This is a genomic window from Dactylosporangium sp. NPDC050688 (assembly GCF_040654515.1).
In the GTDB taxonomy this organism is placed as follows: domain Bacteria; phylum Actinomycetota; class Actinomycetes; order Mycobacteriales; family Micromonosporaceae; genus Dactylosporangium.
Genome location: NZ_JBFAIC010000018.1, coordinates 21,657 through 38,861, shown reverse-complemented (window position 1 = coordinate 38,861; position 17,205 = coordinate 21,657). Strand labels below are relative to the sequence as shown.

The window sequence follows — 17,205 nt, the reverse complement described above, 5'->3', positions numbered from 1 at the left end:
TGCCCGGCGAGACCGGGCACCGCACGACGAGCGATGTTCAGGCGGCGACGGGCTGTGCCCGCACCACCGCGGCCGCGCGCTCGCTGCGTTCGGTGAGGTATCCGAACAGCAGCCCGAGCGTGGCCCAGGTGACCGCCTGCGTGCCCAGCGACGCGAGCCGGAACCGCCACAGCAGGACCGGGGCGAAGCCGTCGGGCACCTCGTTGACCGCCGGCAGCAGCGCGATCGCGGCACCGACGACCACGACGGCGCCGAGGACCCCGGCGATCGTCGCGTTCCAGGTGCCGAGGCGCGGCTGCAGCGACCGGCTGACGACGATCGCGCCGATGACCGCGGCGACCCCGATGACCAGCATCAGGAAGTACAGCCCGGTGCGCTGCTGCAGCGTGTCGGCGTTGCCGGTGGCCGGCGGGTTGGCCGGGTACTTCAGGAACGGCACCAAAGCCACCCCGACAAACCCGGCGAGGGCGACGATCCCGGCCGTGGCGCGGGCGCTGATCCGCCCGATCCGCCCGAGCGTGACCGCGACCGCGATGGCGAACAGGCCGCCGAGGGCGACCCCGTACACGATCGAGGCGGTGGCCAGGCCGAGCGTGCTCTGCACGGTCCGGCTGAACGGCCCGTGCTCGTGGCCGGCGGCCTGGGCCTCCTCGAACGCGATCGCGTCGTTGATCGGGCCCTCACCGAACAGGTAGGCGAACAGGAACGCGGCCACGCCGGCGGCAGCGCCGACGATCATCCCGCGGACCAGCAGGGTACGGGCGCTCATGGTGGCTCCCCGGCTCAGTGGCAGGGGAAGCCGAGCAGGTGCCGACCGTCGTGGACGAACTCGTGCACGGCCTCGCCGGACACGAGCGAGGTGATGCCCTGCTCGGCGCCGACGAAGTAGAGCAGCACGACGGCGAGCACGACGCCGAAGGTCGCCCACGGCAGGATCTGCCGCAGCGGGATCGGGGCCGGAGCCGTGACCGGGGTGGGAAGAGCCGAGATCGTGGCCATGCTGATGCAGCCTCCTGCGGGATTTCGCGTCCCATCGAGCGTTGTCGTGGCGGTGGCCGGGTCTGACTCCCACACCTCGTGGTTACAGCGGCGCGACCGTGCCGGGCTTGCACCGGCTTCCGTTCACCGTCACGTTGATGTTTCGGACGGTACGGACGGCGTACCAGCGTGTCAATCGACGCGCGGCGCCGCCACCCTTCCGATGCCCCCGCGCCGCAGGTCACGGCGCAGGCGGCCCGCGGGTGTGCCATCCGAAAGGTGATCAGCTTCTCGGTGCGGATCAGCCTGTCACCGGCAGCGCGGCCAGGTCCGTGCCGACCCGGTGCAGGCCGTCGAGGCGCCGCTGGAGGGTCTTGCCGCTCGGGCTGAGGAACTCGTCGTACTTCGCCCACACCGCGCCGGAGGTCGTCGCGGCCGCCGACCGGCACTACCCGTGGGCGTTCAAGGCGACCGGCGCGGCGCCGCCGAAGACGAGGCATGTGTCGCGCGGCCGCATCGTCTTGCCGTCGCAGGTCGGGCGGTACTCCGCGATCCGCCGCGACGACTCCTGCGCCCGCTGCGCCGCGGTCGTCGAGCCGCTGGCCAGCATCTGCCATCCGATCAGCAGGAGCACCCCCGCCAGGACGAACCGGACGACCAACCCCGTATGCCGTGATTTCACGGTGAGATGTATAGCAGCCGATGGCCGGGCGTAGGGGGCGCGGCAGCGGCGCGGGCGGCCCGGCCAGTAGGCTGGCCGGGCTTCGGTTCTACGACTGGACACGCACGGGGGGCGTCGATGTATCCGGATCAGGAGGCGGTGCAGCGGATCACCGCCGAGTTCGAGCAGCGGCAGCGGACGATCGAGACCGCGACCGCCGACGCCCGCGCCGGGCGCACCGTACACGAGGCCGAGGGCGGGGCCATCCGGGTCACCGTCGACGGCCGGTTCCGGGTCGCGGAGCTGTACCTCAGCGCGTACGCGGTGCGCGACCCCGACCTGGGTGCGCTCATCGTCACGGCGGTCCGCGACGCGATCGAGACCGCCGAGGGCGAGTTCCGCCGCACACTGCTCGGCGAGCTCGACCCGGCCACGTCGGGCCTGCTGCAGTCGCTGGAGGACCTGGGCCGCATGCTGCAGGACGGCGGCGGCGCCGGCCTGTTCCCCCGCGCGCCGGTCGGCGGGGCGGCCACCGCGGCCGGCGCCCGACTGGAGAAGGTGCTCAACGAGCTGCCCGACCGCATGGCGCAGGCGCAGGACCGCGCCGGCGAGTTCGCCACCCGCCACTTCACCGGCGAGGCCGCCGACCAGTCCGTCGCCGCCACGGTCGACGGCGCCGGCCGCCTCACCGAGGTCCTCGTCTCCGCGGCCGCGACCCGCCGGCTGGACAACTTCACCCTCGGCGAGCGGGCCGCCGAGGCGGTCAACGCCGCCCTCGACGCCCTCGACACGGCCCGCGCCGCGCTGCTGTCCACCGACGGCGACGAGCCCGACCTGCAGGGCGCCGAGGAGCTGTTCGCGTACCGGATGGACCAGCTGCAGCTGCGCCTGGACGCCATCGAGTCCAGCCTGCGCGGCATGGAGTTCTGACCGATGCGCATCATCGAGGGCGCCGGGGTGTGGACCGCACCGGCCGGGACGGGCACCGACTGGGTGGAGCAGCTGCGGGTGCCGGACCTGTCGGTCGGCACGTACTGCATCCCGGCCGGCGGGGTCGACGACCAGAGCCCGCACACCGAGGACGAGATCTACGTCGTCACCTCGGGCCGGGCCCGGATCGTCACCCCGGACGGGTCGGCGGACGTGGCGCCCGGGTCGGTCGTGTTCGTGCCGGCCGGCGAGGAGCACCGGTTCGTCGACGTGACCGAGGACCTGACTCTGCTGGTGGTGTTCGGCCCCGCGTACGGCAGCCGAAGCTAGTGCTGTGCGTGGTGGGGCGGGCCTCAGCCGGCGAACCGACAGAGAACCCGGCCGGCGTTCGTGGACACCGCACTCGCCGCCGACGCGCCTACGTGCCGTTGAGAACGTACGCGCGGTCCGGGTTCACGGTGACGGCCACGTTGGTGCCGACGGTGAGCAGGCCGTCGGGGTCGGGGCCGGCGTCGGTGACGTGCAGGGTGCCGCTGATGGTCTCGACCTCGTAGTCGACGCTGTGGCCGTGGAAGGTGGAGCGCAGCACGGTGCCGATGCCGCCCTCGCCGGCCGGGCGCAGGGCGATCGTCTCGGGGCGGATCATCAGGTACGCGCTGGCGTTGTTCGCGCGTACCGCCGGGTGGGCCGGCACGGTGAGCCGGGTGCCGAGGGCGTTGACCACGGCCGTGCCGTCGCTGACGTGCTCCGGGGCGACCTCGATGAAGTTGGCCCGGCCGATGAAGTCGGCGACAAAGATGGTGGCGGGCCGGAAGTAGATCTCCGCCGGCGCCGCGACCTGCTCGACGCGGCCCTTGTTCATCACCACGATGCGGTCGGACATGCTCATCGCCTCGTCCTGGTCGTGGGTGACGTACAGGCTGGTGATGCCGAGGCGGCGCTGGATGCGGCGGATCTCGGCCCGCATCGCGCCGCGCAGCTTGGCGTCCAGGTTGGACAGCGGCTCGTCGAACAGCAGCACCTTCGGCTGCATGATGAGGGCGCGGGCCAGGGCGACGCGCTGCTGCTGGCCGCCGGACAGCTCGTGCGGGGCGCGGTGCTCCAGGCCGACCAGGTTCATGCTGGTCAGGGCGATCTGCATGGCACTGTGCACGTCGTCGTGGGCGCGGCGGCGCAGCTTCAGCCCGTAGGCGATGTTCTCCGCGACGCTGAGGTGCGGGAACAGCGCGTAGCTCTGGAACACCATCGCCATGGTGCGCCGCTGCGGCGGCACGTGGTCGATCGGCGCGCCGTCGAGCAGGACGTGGCCGCTGGTGGCGGCCTCGAAGCCGGCGACGATGCGCAGGGTCGTGGTCTTGCCGCAGCCGGACGGGCCGAGCAGCGTGATGAACTCGCCGGGGTCGACGTCGAGGGTCACGTCGTCGACCGCGGTGACGGCGGCGGACCTGCCGGGGAACGTCTTGGTGAGCCGGTCGAGCCGCAGCCGGCCGGCGTCGGTGCGGCGCGCCGGGGCGAGGCGGTCGTCGGGCTGGTGCGTCACCGTCATCGTTGTTTCCTTCCGGCGGGTGCGGCGGTGCGGTAGAGGGTCACGGTGCCGCCGACGAGCAGGCGGATGAGCCCGAACCCGGCCAGGACGATGGCGGTGAGCACCGTGCAGTAGGCGAACGCGACCCCGTAGCGCCCGGTGTTGGCGGCGCTGAGGATCTGTGAGGTGATGATCTTCGTGTTCGGGGTGACCAGCAGGATCACCGTGGAGATCGACGTCATGCTGCGGGCGAAGCTGTAGCTGAGGCCGGTCAGCAGCGCGGGGCGGATGAGCGGCAGGACGACGGCGCGGAAGGTGCGGAAGGACCCGGCGCCGAGGTTCACCGACGCCTCCTCCAGGCTCGGGTGCAGCTGGGTGAGGGCCGCGCCGCCGGTACGCAGTCCCGCCGGCACGCTGCGGGTGATGTACGCGAGCACGATCGCCAGTGACCCGCCGGCGACCGCGGTGCCGCCGACCAGCCCCGGCAGGACCAGCAGGTCCCCGATGTACCGGTCGGGCCGGTAGGCCAGCAGGTAGCCGATGCCGAGGACGGTGCCGGGCACGGCCACGCCGAGGGTGCCGGCGAAGTCCAGCCAACCGGCGGAGCGGCGCAGGTGGCGGGTCACCAGCCAGGCGATGAGCAGCCCGAACACCCCGGCGATCGGGGTGGCGACGGCCGCCAGCAGCGTGGTGTCCTGCAGCGCCGAGCGGCCCGCACCGAGCAGCACCTCACGGAAGTGCTCGAAGGTCACCGTGTTGTCCACGCCGAACACCCGGGTCACCGAGCCGACGACGACGGTGCCGTACAGGCTGACCACCAGCAGCGCGACGAGCACCGCCAGCCCGAAGATCGGCCACCGCGCCCACCCTGTGATCAGGTGGACGCTGCCGGACGGCCGGCCGGTGATCGTGGTGCGGATCTTGCGGCCCAGCCAGTACCGCTGCGCCAGGTACAGCCCGACCGACGGCACGAGCAGGATGAGGCTGTACACGGCGGCGCTGGTGGTGTCGTATTCGCCGGTCACGGCGAGGTAGGCGCGGCTGGCCAGCACGGTGTAGTCACCGCCGAGCGCGAGCGGGTTGGCCAGGTCGGCGATCGCCTCGACGAACAGCAGCAGGAACGGCGCGGCGAGGCCCGGGGCGAGCAGCGGCAGCTGCACGGTGCGGAAGATCTGCCAGCGGCTCGCGCCCATGTTCATCGCGGCCTCCTCCATCGCCGGGTCCAGGCCCCGCATCATGCCGAGCATGCCGAGGTAGGCGACCGGGAACAGCGACAGCGACAGCACGAACACCAGGCCGTCCAGCCCGTAGATGTCGTAGTCGACGCCGAGCAGCCCGTGGGTGACGGCGCCGCGACGGCCGTACAGGACGATCGCGGCGGTGGCCACGGCGAACGGCGGGCTGACGACGGGCACCAGCGCCACCACGTGCAGGATCCGCTTGCCCGGCACGGCCAGCCGGGTCTGCACGAACGCGAACAGGAAGCCCAGCGCGGTGCCGAAGCCGCCGACGAGCAGGCCGAGCACCAGGGTGTTGCGCAGGATCGTGAGGTCGACCGACGAGGTGGCGAACTCGGCGTACCGGGGCAGCGCCGGACCGGACAGCGCGGTGGACAGCACGGCGGCCAGCGGGTAGACGCTGCCGACGACGACGAGCAGGACGCTGGCGGCGACCGCGGCGACGACGCCGATGTCACGTGAGCGGCGGCGGGGGCGGGGGCGGGGCCCGGCCGGTTGTGGCTGGGCCTGCGGGGACTTTTCGAGCAGGGTCATGGGGGGTCCTCCTGGCGACGGGCCGGCGCCGGCCGGCCACCCGGGCGTGCGGGTGGCCGGCCGCGCCCGGGTTCAGGACTTCGGGGCCTGGGCGACTTCGGCGTCGAACCGCTTCGTCAGGTCCTTCTTCGCCCGGCCGGCCGCCGCGACGTCGTAATCGACGAGCTTCACCTGCGACAGGTCGACGGTCTTGTCCGACAGCTTCGCCTGCGGGTTCGTCGGCACCTGGTACGACTTGACGGTCGGGCCGATCTCCTGTGCCGCCGGGGTCAGCGTCCAGTCGATGTACCGCCGGGCGCTGCTCGGGTTGTGCGCGCCGTGCACCAGGGCGACGCCGCCGACCTCGTAGCCGGTGCCCTCCGACGGGAAGGTCAGGCTGAGGTCCTTGAACCCCTGTTCCTGGGTGGCGACGCAGTCGTGGGAGAAGATGACGCCGACGCCGACCTCGCCGCGGGCCGCCTGCTGCGCCGGGGCGATGCCGGACTTGCTGTACTGCAGCACGTTCGGGTGCAGGCGTTTCATGTAGTCCAGGGCCCCGTCGGCACCCTGGTGCAGCGCCGTCTGGGTCCACAGCATCGTGTACGCGGTGCCGGACGTCGACGGGTGCGCGATGCCGACGTCCTTGGCCAGGCCGGGGTTCAGCAGGTCCTGCCACGACCGGGGCGCGGCGACCTTCTTCTCGGCGAGGATCTTGGTGTTGTTGCAGAAGCCGAGGACCCCCACGTACACGCCGGTCCAGAGGCCGGTGGGGTCCTTGTACCGGGCGGGGATGGTGGCGGCGTTCGCCGACACGTACGGGTCGAGCAGGCCCTGCTCGCCGGCGGCGACGAACCCGTCGGCGGGCCCGCCGTGCCAGACGTCGAACTCGGGGTTGGCTTTGCCGGCCTGCAGGCGGGCGACGGTCTCGCCGCTGGACAGCCGCACGAACTCCGCCTTGATCCCGGTCTCCTTCGTGAACCGGGTCGTCATCGCGCTGCACCACTCTTCGGTGGCGCCGCAGGCCACGACAACCTTGCCGGAGTCCTTGGCGGACGCCGGGTTGCCGGCGTCGGAACGGGCGCAGCCGCCGGCGGCGAGCGCGGTCGCGGCCAGCAGGACCAGTACGGCCCTGACACGTCGGTGCTGAGGCGGTGCCATCGACTCGACCTCCTTGAGCAGCCGGTGTCCACCGGCGGGGGGTGTGCCGGGCGGGGGCCGGCGGGGACGAGGTCAACGTATGCGGCGGGAGAGGGCACCGCGGTGACAGCGAGGTTGGCTTCGGTGACAGCCGTGTTACCGGCGTGATCCCGGCGGCTCTGCCGTGGTGGCACCCGTCAGGGCGCGGTGGGCGGCGGCAGGTCGGGCATGACGTATCCGGCGCCGCGGATCGTCCGCACGTACGTGGTGCCGTCGCCGTCTCCGGTGAGGCGGGAGCGCAGCCGGTACACCGTCGACTTCACCACGTCGCGGCCGCCGATGATCTCCGTGGTGCCCCAGACCGCCCGCAGCAGGTCCTGCCAGGACTGCGGGTTGCCGCGGTGGGTGGCCAGGTGCAGCAGGAGCTTGAACTCCGTGTACGGCAGCTCCAGGCGCTGCCCGGCGAGCGTCGCCGTCCGGGCGGTCGGGTCGATGACCAGCGCACCGACCCGCAGCACGGTGCCCGTCTCGCGGCGGCGGCGGATCAGCGCCGCGGCCCGCAGCGCCACCTCGCGCGGGTGGAACGGCTTGGTCACGTAGTCGTCGGCGCCGCGCTCCAGCCCGGCGATCACGTCGTCGTGGTGGGCCAGCGCCGTCAGCAGCATGATCGGCACGTCGGACCGGGCGCGGATCCGCTCGCACAGCGTCAGCCCGTCCATCGCCGGCATGAGCACGTCGAGCACCACCAGGTCCACCTCCCGCGAGCGCAGCAGGTGCAGCGCCGTGGCCCCGTCGTGCGCGACCAGGACCGAGAAGCCCTGCGTCTCCAGGGCGTACCCGATGATCATCGTCATCTGCGGCTCGTCGTCGACAATCAGTGCCGTGCTCACGACGTCACCTCCGCTGCGCTCCGGCACCGCCGCGAGCCAAACCTGAGCCCATGGTTCGCGGCTCCTCCGCTCCGCTCCGGCCCGCTCACGCCGGCACCTCCGCTCCGCTCCGGCCCGCTCACGCCGGCACCTCCGCTCCGCTCCGGCGCCGCCGCGAGCCAAACTGAGCCCATGGTTCGCGGCCCGAGCCGCTCCGCTGGCCGCTCACGCTGGTCCCCCGGCCGGCAGGGTGAACAGGAACGTGGTGCCGCGCGTCGACGCCGTGTCCACCATGATCGACCCGCCGTGCAGCTCCACGATGGTCTTCGTGATGACCAGCCCCAGGCCGGTGCCGTCCTCCAGCGGCCGCCCGGTGGCGAACCGGCGGAACAGTTGCTGGCGCTGCTCCCGGCTCATCCCCGCTCCGTCGTCGGTGACGTAGATCGCGACGCCGGTGTCCACCGCCATCACCCGCACGTCGACGTTGCCGCCCACGGTCGTGAACCGGCTGGCGTTGGACACCAGGTTCGTCAGCGCCTGCGAGATCAGCAACGGATCGGCCGGGATGCGCGGCGTCACCTGCGGCGTGTCCAGGGTGATGCGCTGCTGCCGCTGCGCGCACAGCGGCCGCATCGCGGTGACCACGTCCCTGGCCAGCACCGACACGTCGGCCCGCTCCAACCGCGGGGTGAACAGCCCCGCCTCGATCTTCGCCTGCGTCAGCAGACTTTCGCACAGCGCGACGACATTGGTGCACTGGTGCCCGATCACCAGCAGGAACCGCTCCTGCGCCGTGGTCAGCGGCCCCGGGGTCCGCTCCAGCAGCAGGTCCGCCGCGCCCTTGATCATGCTCAGCGGGGTCCGCAGCTCGTGACTGAGCGCCGTGACCTGCTCCGCTCGCCGCTCCACCTGCTCGGCGAGCCCGGCCAGCTCGGCCCGCTGCACCCGCAGGACGTGATGCGTGCCGGCCGCCGCGACGACCACCCCGGCGGCGACACCGGCCACCGCCGTGGCCGGCGACCACTGCCCGGCGACGCCGAGCGCCGCCACCGCCACGACGCCGCAACCGGCGGCGACCCAGGCCACCCAGAGCGCTCGAGCAACGATCCACTGCACCCCGGCCACTTAAGCGCCTCCCGGCCGCCACGTCCACTCCCGCCGGCACGGCCGGCCGGCACGGTGGCCTCCGGTGGGACTTTCGCCGCTGCCACCGTCACCGGCCACCGCCACCCAGCGCCGCGAACGGTGTCCTGAGCAGCACGGACAGGCGCCTCACGATGTCGTTCGTGTACGAACAGTTGCGGACGGTTCGGTCGGATTTGTGGCGCGCGGGCACCGTTTCGGCTACCAAGATGGCGCACCGCCATCAGCTTCCCGCCGACGGAAGGGAGACGACGTGAGCATGCCCCGGTGGCTCCTGTCGACATGCCTGTCCCTCGCGGTCACCGCGGCCGGCGTCGCGGCGATCGTGACCGTGCCGGCACCGGCCGCGCACGCCGCACCGGCCACCGTCGCCAACGGCACCCAGTTCACCGACACCAGCGGCAACGTGCTGCACGCGCACGGCGGCGGGGTGCTCAAGGTCGGCGACTTCTACTACTGGTTCGGCGAGCACCGCAACGCCGACAACACGTTCCGCGCCGTGTCGGTGTACCGCTCCACCAACCTGCGCGACTGGGAGTTCCGCAACAACGTGCTGACCCAGCAGTCGGCCGCGGAGCTCAACGTCGCCAACATCGAACGGCCGAAGGTCATCTACAACGCCGCCACCGGCCGGTTCGTGATGTGGATGCACAAGGAGAACGGCAAGGACTACGGCGAGGCCCGCGCCGCGGTCGCCTCCTCCGCCACCGTCGACGGCGCCTACACGTACCACGGCAGCTTCCGGCCGCTCGGGCACATGTCGCGCGACATCACGCTGTACAACGACAACGGCACCGCGTACATGATCTCCGCCGCACGGGACAACTACGACCTGCACATCTACCGGCTCACCGCCGACGCCCTCGGCGTGGCCGGCCTGGTCGGCAACTTCTGGCCCGGCGCGCACCGCGAGGCACCGGCGCTGTTCCAGCGCGGCGGCACGTACTTCATGCTGACCTCGGCGGCCACCGGCTGGAACCCCAACCAGGCCCAGTACGCGACCGCCACCAGCATCGCCGGCCCGTGGTCCGGCTGGACCAACGTCGGTGACTCCACCACCTTCCGCTCCCAGCCCGCCTACGTGCTGCCGATCCAGGGCACCGACACGACCAGCTACCTGTACATGGGCGACCGCTGGGCCGGCGCCTGGAACGGCCCGGTCGGCGACTCCCAGTACGTCTGGCTGCCGATCACCTTCCCGTCCGCCACCAGCATGTCCATGACGTACGCCGCGTCCGTCACCATCGACACCGCCACGGGCACCGTCACCGGCCGGTCGCCCACCGTGTACCGCGTGACCAACCGCAACAGCGGCCGGGTGATGGACGTGATCGGCAACTCCACGGCCAACAACGCCGAAGTCAAACAGTGGGGCTGGAACGGCGGCGGCAACCAGAAGTGGGAGTTCCGCGACGCAGGCGGCGGCTACCTGCAGATCGCCAACCAGAACAGCGGCAAGTGCCTCGACGTCGCCTCGTCCTCCACCGCCGACGGCGCGAACGTCATCCAGTACACCTGCGGCAGCGGCCAGAACCAGCAGTGGCAGTGGGTCGCCACCGGCAGCTACTTCCAGCTGCGGGCCCGGCACTCCGGCAAGTGCCTGGACGTGGTCAACGCCGCCCTCACCGACGGCGCCGACATCCAGCAGTACACCTGCGGCACCGGCACCAACCAGCACTGGAGCCGGGCGCAGGCCTGACCGCCGACCGGGCCGGGGACCGCCACCCGCACCGGCGGCGATGACCTCGGCCCGGTCCACCCGTTCCCCGGCCTGCGGCGAGGTCGGGCCTGGGACTCGCCCGGGCCGAGGCCGGGGCTGGACGGGCCGGGGCTGGGCGGGCCTCGGGTCGGGCCTGGGCGATCCGGCCACCGGACCGGTGCGCCCGATCACCGGCCCGACACCAGAACTAGCCCCAACTAACCCATAACCGGACATCCGCAGGACAGCCACCAGGACCGCCACAGTGATCAAAGTCGCGTACCGGCCATCTGAACGACCACGGTGGGACTTCGATCAACAGAGCAAGACCGAAACTCCCCGCGCACAGCAACGGCGACCGCGATCGGGTCGAACGGCCCCACGTGGTTCGCCTGCGGAGGCCCCGCACCCGTAGCGACGGCGATCCCCGGCCCGCGCCACGGCGTCCCCCGGGGTCACGCCATCACCTGGGCCGGACCTCGGGGTCACGCCGTCACCCGGGCCGGAACCGGGGCCGCGTCGTCCGCCGGGCGGTGCGCCCGATCACCGGCTCGGCCCCGGAGCCCCGGGAACCAGAGGTCCGCGGACCGGCTCCGGGGCTCCGGCTGCGCCGGTGGCTACCCGGCCAGGGCGGGGCAGTACTTCGCGGCCTCGGCGGTGGCCTTGTCCATCTCGGCCTCGAAGGTCGGGTCGTCGAGGTTGTCGCCCTGCAGGACCTTGGCGAACGACGCCACGAACTTCTGCAGGGCGGCCTTCGCGGCGGGGTCGGTCGCCTTGGCCAGCTCGGCGTCGACCGCCTTCGCCAAGCGGTCGATGACCACCTGGCCCTTGGCCTTCGCCGCGGCGACGCCGGCCTTGTCGTCCTTGGCGCCGGCCGCGAGCAGCTCGCCGAGGGCACCGAGGAGCTCGGCCTTCTCCTTGTCGTAGGCGGCCACGACGCCCTTGCACACGGCATCGGTGTTGGCCGCGCCGGCCGGCGCGGTACCTGAGGCCGACGAGCCCGCGGACGCAGCAGAAGCGGTGGCGGACGCGGAGGTGCCGGCCGGGTCGTCGCCGCACGCCGCAGTCAGCGCCACCGTGGTGGACAGGGCCAGGGCCAGCAGGATCCGTCGCAGTTGCATGTGGGACTCCCCCGTGTGGTGTGAACAAGAGCGAGGAGAGCATAAAGATGACCACCGACAATTTCGCCGCGGGGAGGCCGTGAGAGATACCTCAGCCGGCACCGTGTGGCGCCGCCGTGCCGGGTGGCGCGCTTGGGCGTAGGCTCGCCGCTCGTGACCGTTGACATCGCAGCCGAGACCCCCGAAGCCGACGCCGAGGAAACCTTCGAGCCCGCCGGCGACGCCGCCGACGGGCCGTCGATCATCTACACCGCCTACTTCACGGCCGCCGAGGAGCTGGTCGAGCACATCCGGGCCGCGGACGTGCTCAACCTCGGGTTCCGTGTCGAGTCGTACCTGGTCGCGCCCGAGGAAGGGTCCGACACGCCGCAGATCGAGTTCGAGTTCACGCTGCTCAGCGAGCTGCCCGAGCGCTGAGCCGAGGTGCGCCGCCCGGCCCGCGCAGGCCGGGCGGCGCACCTGCGAACCCGGGCTCAGCCGCCGCCCCGGCGTCGGCCGCGTTTGGCGGGCTGGCCGCTGCCCAGCCGGCAACGCCGCGTAGCCGATGCACAGCAGTCTTCGGCCGCGACGAGGGGCCACGACGAGGGGCATCGACGAGCCACAGCAAGGACGTCGGCACCGGGCACAGCAAGAACCTGGGCACGGGGCACAGCAAGGATCTGGCGGTCGCGCTGACGGCGCAGGAGCAGCAGGAGCTGGTCCGTGACGTCGTGGTCACCTGGGGACAGGTGGAGGTCGCCACGCTGCGCGACGCGCCAGTGGCGGCGCTGGTGGGGATGGCGACCCGGGCGGTGATGGCGCTCGCCGAGTCGGGCGGCGAGCCCGCGTCGGGGTTCTCACCGCCCTGCGACTGGTGCGCGACGTTCCAGTAGATCGCGTACGTGACCAGCCCGAGGTACGCCAGGCCGACCAGCCCGGCGACGGCCGGGTTGTCGTCGTGGCTGTCGTGCTGGTCGAGGATCTGCGTGAGCTGGTCGAGCACCGGCGACTGCGCCTCGTCGGGCCGGCCGAGGTCGGCCGGCGCCTCCACGCCGAGCTGCCGCAGCACCTTGCGCAGCGCCTCGGAGGCCAGGTACTCCGCGACGGACTGCAGCCACAGCCTGGCCTGCTGCGGGTCGGACCCCGGCACGGGCCGGAACCGCAGCAGCATCCCCGCCCGGATCACCAGCTCCCGCACCTGTTCCTCGGTCAGCGGCTGCTCTGCGACGATCGTCATCAGGACCTCCAAGTGCCCGACGGACCGCCACCGCGGCGGCCCCGTGCTTCGAGCCTCGGCCCGCCCCGGCCGCCGTTACCGGAACTTGACACAACTGGCCACCCGGGGGCCGACCGGTCAGCCGCGGGTAGCGTGCCTGGGGTGGACGAAACGACGCCGGCGGTGCGCATCTGCACCGTCGGGCACGGCGCGCGGACGATCGAGGCGTTCCTCGGCGTCCTGGTCGGCGCCGGCGTCGAGGTCCTGGTCGACGTGCGGCGGTTCCCCGGGTCGCGGCGGCATCCGCAGTTCGGCCGGGACGCCCTGGCGGCCGCGGTGACCGGCGCGGGACTGCGGTACACCTGGCAGGGCGAGACGCTCGGCGGGCGGCGCCACGGCAGCCCGGGTTCGCGGCACACCGCGCTGCGCAACGCCGCGTTCGCCGCCTACGCCGACCACATGGACACGCCCGGGTTCCGCGCCGCGGTCGACGACCTTGTCGGCGTGGCGGGCGGCGCGCTGCCCGCCGTGCTGTGCGCCGAGACGCTGTGGTGGCACTGCCACCGGATGCTCATCGCGGACGCGCTGGTGATGCGGGGCGTGACCGTCGAGCACCTGCTGGACGTGGGCACCCGCCAGCCGCACCGGCCGACGCAGGGGGTCCGCCGGGGCGAGGACGGCTGGCCGGTGTACGACGCCCAGCCGGCGCTGCCCGGCCTGTGACGCTCACACGTAGTTGAACAGCGGCGGGAAGACCAGCACCACGATCCACGCCCAGGCCGCGTACACCGGCAGGTGCCCGGTCTGCCAGCGTTCGAGGGCCGCGAAGCGGCGTTGCCGGCGGATGAACTGCAGCAGGAGCAGGGCCGAGCCGGCGAGGTTGACCAGCAGGATCACGTTCTCGCCGAGGGCGGCGGCCTTGTTGGGGGTGGTGCCGTACTCGCTGACCCGGCCGGTGATCTCCAGCAGCACCAGGGCGTCGATGGCCAGGGCGCTGAGCACGAGCGCCAGTTGCAGCTTGTCGAATCCGCCGGGCGGGGCGAGCGGGTTGCGGGCGGAGATGGAGTACAGCAGCAGCCCCAGCACCACCACGAGCAGCAGGTCGAACAGGATCAGCGCCTCGCGCTCGACGTCGATGCGGGCGCTGGTGACGCCGACCGCGACGAGGAACGCCAGCAGCACCGCCGTGAACAGCGGGGTGAACAGCCGGGTCAGGACCGGGGCGATGTTCTCGACCACGCTCTGCTTGGCCTCCACCAGCCAGCCGGCGACGACCACGGCGGCCATCGCGCCGCACGGCAGCAGCCACTGCCCGATGAACGTGTCCGGCGTGACGCCGATCGCCTCGAACGTGCCGAACATGAACGCGACCAGGACGCCGCCGCCGAGGGCGATGAGCACGAAGTAGACGAACACCTCGCCGGTGAAGCGGATGAAGTCCATGTGCCGCCGGGAGGAGCGCCAGTCGTCGGCGACGTAGGCGACGCCCACCACCAGCCACAGCGCGATGGGCAGGTGGATGGCGGTGATGACCAGCGACTGCGACTCCTCACCGAGCGGGTAGACGTTGGCCGCGACCGCGCCGAGCGCGAACAGCGCGACCAGCACCGCGAGCACGGGCCGTGGCGCCTGCCGCCGCCAGGCGAGGAACCCGGCCAGCCACGGCAGCGCGAACAGGCTGATGTTCGTCGCGTAGAACACGCCGTCGTCCTCGAAGCGCCGCCCGAACAGCTCGGGGACCTTGATCGAGGCGGCGGCGCCGGCCGCGCAGCCGATCATCACCCACAGGGTGCGCCGGGATCGGCGGTCGGCGGGGGTACCGCCGTCGCCGGCGTCCCCGGTGAGCACCAGCTGCTTCCACAGCCGCTCGGAGTGCTCCCGGGCGAACTCGCGGGACAGCTCGTCGAGGCTGCCCATGCGCTTGACCGCGACGAGGAACGCCTCGTCGTGGCTGAGCCCGGCCTCGACCAGCTCGTCGACCGAGCCGCGCAGGTGGTCCTCGAGCTCGTCGGCGTCGGCGGTCTGCAGCTCGCGGCGGCGCTGCACGTACTGCCGCCACTGGCCGATCTGGGCCTCGAGGCCTTCCTGGCCGTCGGATGTGGTCATGACGGGCACTCCTGGGGGACGACGGTGAACGGTGCGCGCCAGATCTCCTTGAGGGTGTCCACCACGGTGTCCCACTGGCGGCGCTGCTCGGCGAGCTCGGCGAGGCCCTGCTCGGTGATGCGGTAGTACTTGCGCCGCCGCTCCCCGGCCGCCGCGTGCCAGGTCGCCTCGACGTGGCCGAGCCGCTCGAGGCGGTGCAGCAGCGGATACAGCAGGCCCTCGGTCCAGTCGAGCTCGCCGCCGGACAGCTCGTTGATGCGTTTGAGGATGGCGTACCCATAGCTCTCGCCCTCGGCGAGGATGCCGAGCACCATCGGCGTGGCCGACGCGGCGACGAGGTCCTTCGCGACCTTCACGACCATCACACCCCTCGAAGTACGATGCATAGTACTGCTAGGTATATGGCCACGCAATCACCGCCGTGACCACCCATCGCCTGCATATACCGATCGCCGATATGGTGGGCGGCATGGCGATGCAGGAGCCGACGTTCTACATCCTCACCGCGCTCACCGAGCACCCCCAGCACGGCTACGGGATCATGCAGACCGTCGCCCGGCTGTCCGGGGACCGGGTGACGCTGCGGGCGGGCACGCTCTACGCGGCGCTGGACCGGCTCACCACCGAGGGCCTGCTGGCCGTCGACCGCGAGGAGGCGCTGCAGGGCCGGCTGCGCCGCTACTACCGGCTGACCGGGGCGGGCTCGGCGGCGCTGCGCGCCGAGGCGGCGCGGATGCACGCGGCCGCGTCGATGGCCACGGCCCGGCTGCGCGCCCACGACGGGTCCGCCGCGGCCGCGGAAGCCGGCGCGTAACCGGCCGAGCGGGAGGGGTGCGGTAGCATCGACGCGGCACGATGCGATGGGAGCCGGGCCACCGCAGTCCCCCAGTGCGCGGGATGGATCCGCGCACGCCCGTCTCCCCAGGAGTGTTCCATGTCGTTGCGGTCGTCGCTGTCCGCCGTGCTCACCGCGATCCTCGTCGCGGTCACCTTCGTCGTCGCCCGGCCCGCCCTGTCGGCGGCGGCCCCCGTGCGGATCATGCCGCTGGGCGACTCCATCACCGCCGGCCCCGGGTGCTGGCGGCCCAAGCTGTGGCAGAAGCTGCAGACCAGCGGGTACACGAACATCGACTTCGTCGGCGGGGTCTCCGACGGCGGCGGCTGCAACCCAGGCTACGCGTACGACTTCGACCACGAGGGGCACGGCGGCTACTCCGCCACCGGCATCGCCGACAACAACCAGCTGCCGCCGTGGCTGGCCGCGGCCCACCCCGACGTCGTGCTCATGCACCTGGGCACGAACGACATGTGGGGCGGGTACATCCCGACGGCGACGAAGCTGACCGCGTTCACGAAGCTGGTCGGGCAGATGCGGGCGAACAACCCGGCGGTGAAGATCGTCGTCGCGCAGATCATCCCGATGAGCGCGGGCGCGTGCGCGACCTGCCCCGCCGACGTGGTGGCGCTCAACACGGCACTCCCGGGCTGGGCGGCGGGCCTCACCACCGCCCAGTCGCCGATCGTCGTCGCGGACCTGTGGACCGGCTTCGACGCGCTCACCGACACCGGCGACGGCGTGCATCCCAACGACGCCGGCTTCACGAAGATGGCCAACGCCTGGTTCCCGGTGCTCACCCGGGTCCTGGACGGCGTGGTCCAGCCCTCGCCCAGCGCGTCGGCGTCGCGGTCGGTGTCGCCGTCGGCGTCGGTGTCGCCGTCGCGGTCCGTGTCGCCGTCGGCGTCGCCGTCCTCGCCGGGCGGTGGTGGCCGCTGCACCGCCGGCTACCGGGTGATCTCGCAGTGGGGCGGCAACTTCCAGGGCGAGGTCACCGTGCAGAACACCGGCACGACCGCGTCCACCGGCTGGACGGCGACGTTCACGTTCACCGGCGGCCAGCAGCTCAGCCAGGCGTGGAACACCGCGTACACCCAGAGCGGCTCGACCGTGACGGCGCGTAACGTCACCTACAACGGTGCCCTGGCCCCCGGCGGGTCCGCGTCGTTCGGCTTCCTCGCCAGCTGGAACAACACCACGAACCCGGTGCCGGCGGCCAGCTGCACGCTGAGCTGAGCGCACCGGCGTGCCGGCC

Annotated in this window: 19 protein-coding genes and 1 riboswitch; of the genes, 7 read left to right on the top strand and 12 right to left on the bottom strand. The window is 72.4% G+C overall.

Going from position 1 to position 17,205, the window contains the following annotated elements; genetic code table 11:
* Window positions 1–37: 37 nt before the first annotated feature.
* From AB0H83_RS19365 to AB0H83_RS19355, 3 genes are all read right to left on the bottom strand, one after another.
* On the bottom strand, window positions 38–769 hold the full coding sequence (locus AB0H83_RS19365; protein WP_360095306.1) for a CbtA family protein: 732 nt from the start codon (window positions 767–769) through the stop codon (window positions 38–40).
* A 14-nt stretch (window positions 770–783) separates the two neighbouring features.
* A complete protein-coding gene (locus tag AB0H83_RS19360; RefSeq protein ID WP_360095303.1) occupies window positions 784–999 on the bottom strand; it encodes a CbtB domain-containing protein in 216 nt (71 codons plus the stop codon).
* Window positions 1,000–1,035: 36 nt separating this feature from the next.
* Window positions 1,036–1,182: riboswitch (cobalamin riboswitch) on the bottom strand.
* 244 nt (window positions 1,183–1,426) lie between these two features.
* Window positions 1,427–1,660 (bottom strand): hypothetical protein, encoded by a 234-nt coding sequence (locus tag AB0H83_RS19355; protein ID WP_360095300.1) that lies wholly within the window; start codon window positions 1,658–1,660, stop codon window positions 1,427–1,429.
* A gap of 117 nt (window positions 1,661–1,777) precedes the next feature.
* Here AB0H83_RS19355 and AB0H83_RS19350 point away from each other — a divergent pair, with 117 nt between their 5' ends.
* Window positions 1,778–2,569, top strand: coding sequence for a YbaB/EbfC family nucleoid-associated protein (locus tag AB0H83_RS19350; RefSeq protein WP_360095297.1), 792 nt, complete (start codon window positions 1,778–1,780; stop codon window positions 2,567–2,569).
* Window positions 2,570–2,572: 3 nt separating this feature from the next.
* The gene (locus AB0H83_RS19345; protein WP_360095294.1) at window positions 2,573–2,899 is read left to right on the top strand and encodes a cupin domain-containing protein; all 327 of its coding nucleotides are present in this window, start codon (window positions 2,573–2,575) and stop codon (window positions 2,897–2,899) included.
* An 88-nt stretch (window positions 2,900–2,987) separates the two neighbouring features.
* On the opposite strand, the gene AB0H83_RS19340 is transcribed toward AB0H83_RS19345, so the two are convergent.
* The 5 genes from AB0H83_RS19340 to AB0H83_RS19320 form a co-directional block, all read right to left on the bottom strand.
* Window positions 2,988–4,115 (bottom strand): ABC transporter ATP-binding protein, encoded by a 1,128-nt coding sequence (locus AB0H83_RS19340; protein ID WP_360095291.1) that lies wholly within the window; start codon window positions 4,113–4,115, stop codon window positions 2,988–2,990.
* Window positions 4,112–5,866, bottom strand: a complete 1,755-nt coding sequence (locus tag AB0H83_RS19335) for an iron ABC transporter permease (RefSeq protein ID WP_360095288.1) — start codon at window positions 5,864–5,866, stop codon at window positions 4,112–4,114. Before AB0H83_RS19335 ends, AB0H83_RS19340 begins: the two co-directional genes overlap by 4 nt.
* A gap of 72 nt (window positions 5,867–5,938) precedes the next feature.
* The gene (locus tag AB0H83_RS19330; RefSeq protein ID WP_360095285.1) at window positions 5,939–7,003 is read right to left on the bottom strand and encodes an ABC transporter substrate-binding protein; all 1,065 of its coding nucleotides are present in this window, start codon (window positions 7,001–7,003) and stop codon (window positions 5,939–5,941) included.
* Between the two features lie 176 nt (window positions 7,004–7,179).
* Window positions 7,180–7,872, bottom strand: a complete 693-nt coding sequence (locus AB0H83_RS19325) for a response regulator transcription factor (RefSeq protein WP_360095282.1) — start codon at window positions 7,870–7,872, stop codon at window positions 7,180–7,182.
* 204 nt (window positions 7,873–8,076) lie between these two features.
* Window positions 8,077–8,967, bottom strand: coding sequence for a HAMP domain-containing sensor histidine kinase (locus tag AB0H83_RS19320; protein WP_360095279.1), 891 nt, complete (start codon window positions 8,965–8,967; stop codon window positions 8,077–8,079).
* A gap of 286 nt (window positions 8,968–9,253) precedes the next feature.
* On the opposite strand from AB0H83_RS19320, the gene AB0H83_RS19315 reads away from it, so the two are divergent.
* Window positions 9,254–10,693 carry an RICIN domain-containing protein gene (locus tag AB0H83_RS19315; protein WP_360095615.1) on the top strand — a complete coding sequence of 480 codons (1,440 nt, stop codon included), beginning with the start codon at window positions 9,254–9,256 and terminating at the stop codon, window positions 10,691–10,693.
* Window positions 10,694–11,310: 617 nt separating this feature from the next.
* Here the strand turns inward: AB0H83_RS19315 and AB0H83_RS19310 are convergent.
* Window positions 11,311–11,814 (bottom strand): hypothetical protein, encoded by a 504-nt coding sequence (locus tag AB0H83_RS19310; protein ID WP_360095276.1) that lies wholly within the window; start codon window positions 11,812–11,814, stop codon window positions 11,311–11,313.
* A 153-nt stretch (window positions 11,815–11,967) separates the two neighbouring features.
* Here AB0H83_RS19310 and AB0H83_RS19305 point away from each other — a divergent pair, with 153 nt between their 5' ends.
* The gene (locus AB0H83_RS19305) at window positions 11,968–12,231 is read left to right on the top strand and encodes a hypothetical protein (RefSeq protein WP_360095273.1); all 264 of its coding nucleotides are present in this window, start codon (window positions 11,968–11,970) and stop codon (window positions 12,229–12,231) included.
* Here the strand turns inward: AB0H83_RS19305 and AB0H83_RS19300 are convergent.
* The gene (locus AB0H83_RS19300) at window positions 12,209–13,030 is read right to left on the bottom strand and encodes a hypothetical protein (RefSeq protein ID WP_360095270.1); all 822 of its coding nucleotides are present in this window, start codon (window positions 13,028–13,030) and stop codon (window positions 12,209–12,211) included. The two genes, AB0H83_RS19305 and AB0H83_RS19300, sit on opposite strands and share 23 nt — an antisense overlap.
* A 141-nt stretch (window positions 13,031–13,171) precedes the next feature.
* On the opposite strand from AB0H83_RS19300, the gene AB0H83_RS19295 reads away from it, so the two are divergent.
* Window positions 13,172–13,732: a DUF488 domain-containing protein gene (locus tag AB0H83_RS19295; protein WP_360095267.1), complete on the top strand. Its 561-nt coding sequence runs from the start codon at window positions 13,172–13,174 to the stop codon at window positions 13,730–13,732.
* Between the two features lie 3 nt (window positions 13,733–13,735).
* Here AB0H83_RS19295 and AB0H83_RS19290 read toward each other — a convergent pair whose 3' ends face one another.
* Both AB0H83_RS19290 and AB0H83_RS19285 read right to left on the bottom strand, forming a co-directional pair.
* On the bottom strand, window positions 13,736–15,115 hold the full coding sequence (locus tag AB0H83_RS19290; protein WP_360095264.1) for a permease prefix domain 1-containing protein: 1,380 nt from the start codon (window positions 15,113–15,115) through the stop codon (window positions 13,736–13,738).
* Window positions 15,112–15,477, bottom strand: coding sequence for a PadR family transcriptional regulator (locus AB0H83_RS19285; RefSeq protein ID WP_360095612.1), 366 nt, complete (start codon window positions 15,475–15,477; stop codon window positions 15,112–15,114). The genes AB0H83_RS19290 and AB0H83_RS19285 overlap by 4 nt, the downstream gene beginning before the upstream one ends.
* A gap of 113 nt (window positions 15,478–15,590) precedes the next feature.
* On the opposite strand from AB0H83_RS19285, the gene AB0H83_RS19280 reads away from it, so the two are divergent.
* Together AB0H83_RS19280 and AB0H83_RS19275 are read left to right on the top strand one after the other, a co-directional pair.
* Window positions 15,591–15,929 carry a PadR family transcriptional regulator gene (locus tag AB0H83_RS19280; protein WP_360095609.1) on the top strand — a complete coding sequence of 113 codons (339 nt, stop codon included), beginning with the start codon at window positions 15,591–15,593 and terminating at the stop codon, window positions 15,927–15,929.
* Between the two features lie 120 nt (window positions 15,930–16,049).
* Window positions 16,050–17,186, top strand: a complete 1,137-nt coding sequence (locus AB0H83_RS19275) for a cellulose binding domain-containing protein (protein ID WP_360095261.1) — start codon at window positions 16,050–16,052, stop codon at window positions 17,184–17,186.
* Window positions 17,187–17,205: the final 19 nt, after the last annotated feature.

Excerpts from the sequence above, each read along its gene's own strand:
- AB0H83_RS19360 (WP_360095303.1), bottom strand. The coding sequence starts at position 999 with ATGGCCACGATCTCGGCTCTTCCCACCCCGGTCACGGCTCCGGCCCCG.
- AB0H83_RS19330 (WP_360095285.1), bottom strand. The coding sequence starts at position 7,003 with ATGGCACCGCCTCAGCACCGACGTGTCAGGGCCGTACTGGTCCTGCTG.
- AB0H83_RS19310 (WP_360095276.1), bottom strand. The coding sequence starts at position 11,814 with ATGCAACTGCGACGGATCCTGCTGGCCCTGGCCCTGTCCACCACGGTG.
- AB0H83_RS19365 (WP_360095306.1), bottom strand. The coding sequence starts at position 769 with ATGAGCGCCCGTACCCTGCTGGTCCGCGGGATGATCGTCGGCGCTGCC.
- AB0H83_RS19290 (WP_360095264.1), bottom strand. The coding sequence starts at position 15,115 with ATGACCACATCCGACGGCCAGGAAGGCCTCGAGGCCCAGATCGGCCAG.
- AB0H83_RS19335 (WP_360095288.1), bottom strand. The coding sequence starts at position 5,866 with ATGACCCTGCTCGAAAAGTCCCCGCAGGCCCAGCCACAACCGGCCGGG.
- AB0H83_RS19340 (WP_360095291.1), bottom strand. The coding sequence starts at position 4,115 with ATGACGGTGACGCACCAGCCCGACGACCGCCTCGCCCCGGCGCGCCGC.
- AB0H83_RS19345 (WP_360095294.1), top strand. The coding sequence starts at position 2,573 with ATGCGCATCATCGAGGGCGCCGGGGTGTGGACCGCACCGGCCGGGACG.
- AB0H83_RS19275 (WP_360095261.1), top strand. The coding sequence starts at position 16,050 with ATGTCGTTGCGGTCGTCGCTGTCCGCCGTGCTCACCGCGATCCTCGTC.
- AB0H83_RS19285 (WP_360095612.1), bottom strand. The coding sequence starts at position 15,477 with ATGGTCGTGAAGGTCGCGAAGGACCTCGTCGCCGCGTCGGCCACGCCG.
- AB0H83_RS19300 (WP_360095270.1), bottom strand. The coding sequence starts at position 13,030 with ATGACGATCGTCGCAGAGCAGCCGCTGACCGAGGAACAGGTGCGGGAG.
- AB0H83_RS19315 (WP_360095615.1), top strand. The coding sequence starts at position 9,254 with ATGCCCCGGTGGCTCCTGTCGACATGCCTGTCCCTCGCGGTCACCGCG.
- AB0H83_RS19280 (WP_360095609.1), top strand. The coding sequence starts at position 15,591 with ATGCAGGAGCCGACGTTCTACATCCTCACCGCGCTCACCGAGCACCCC.
- AB0H83_RS19350 (WP_360095297.1), top strand. The coding sequence starts at position 1,778 with ATGTATCCGGATCAGGAGGCGGTGCAGCGGATCACCGCCGAGTTCGAG.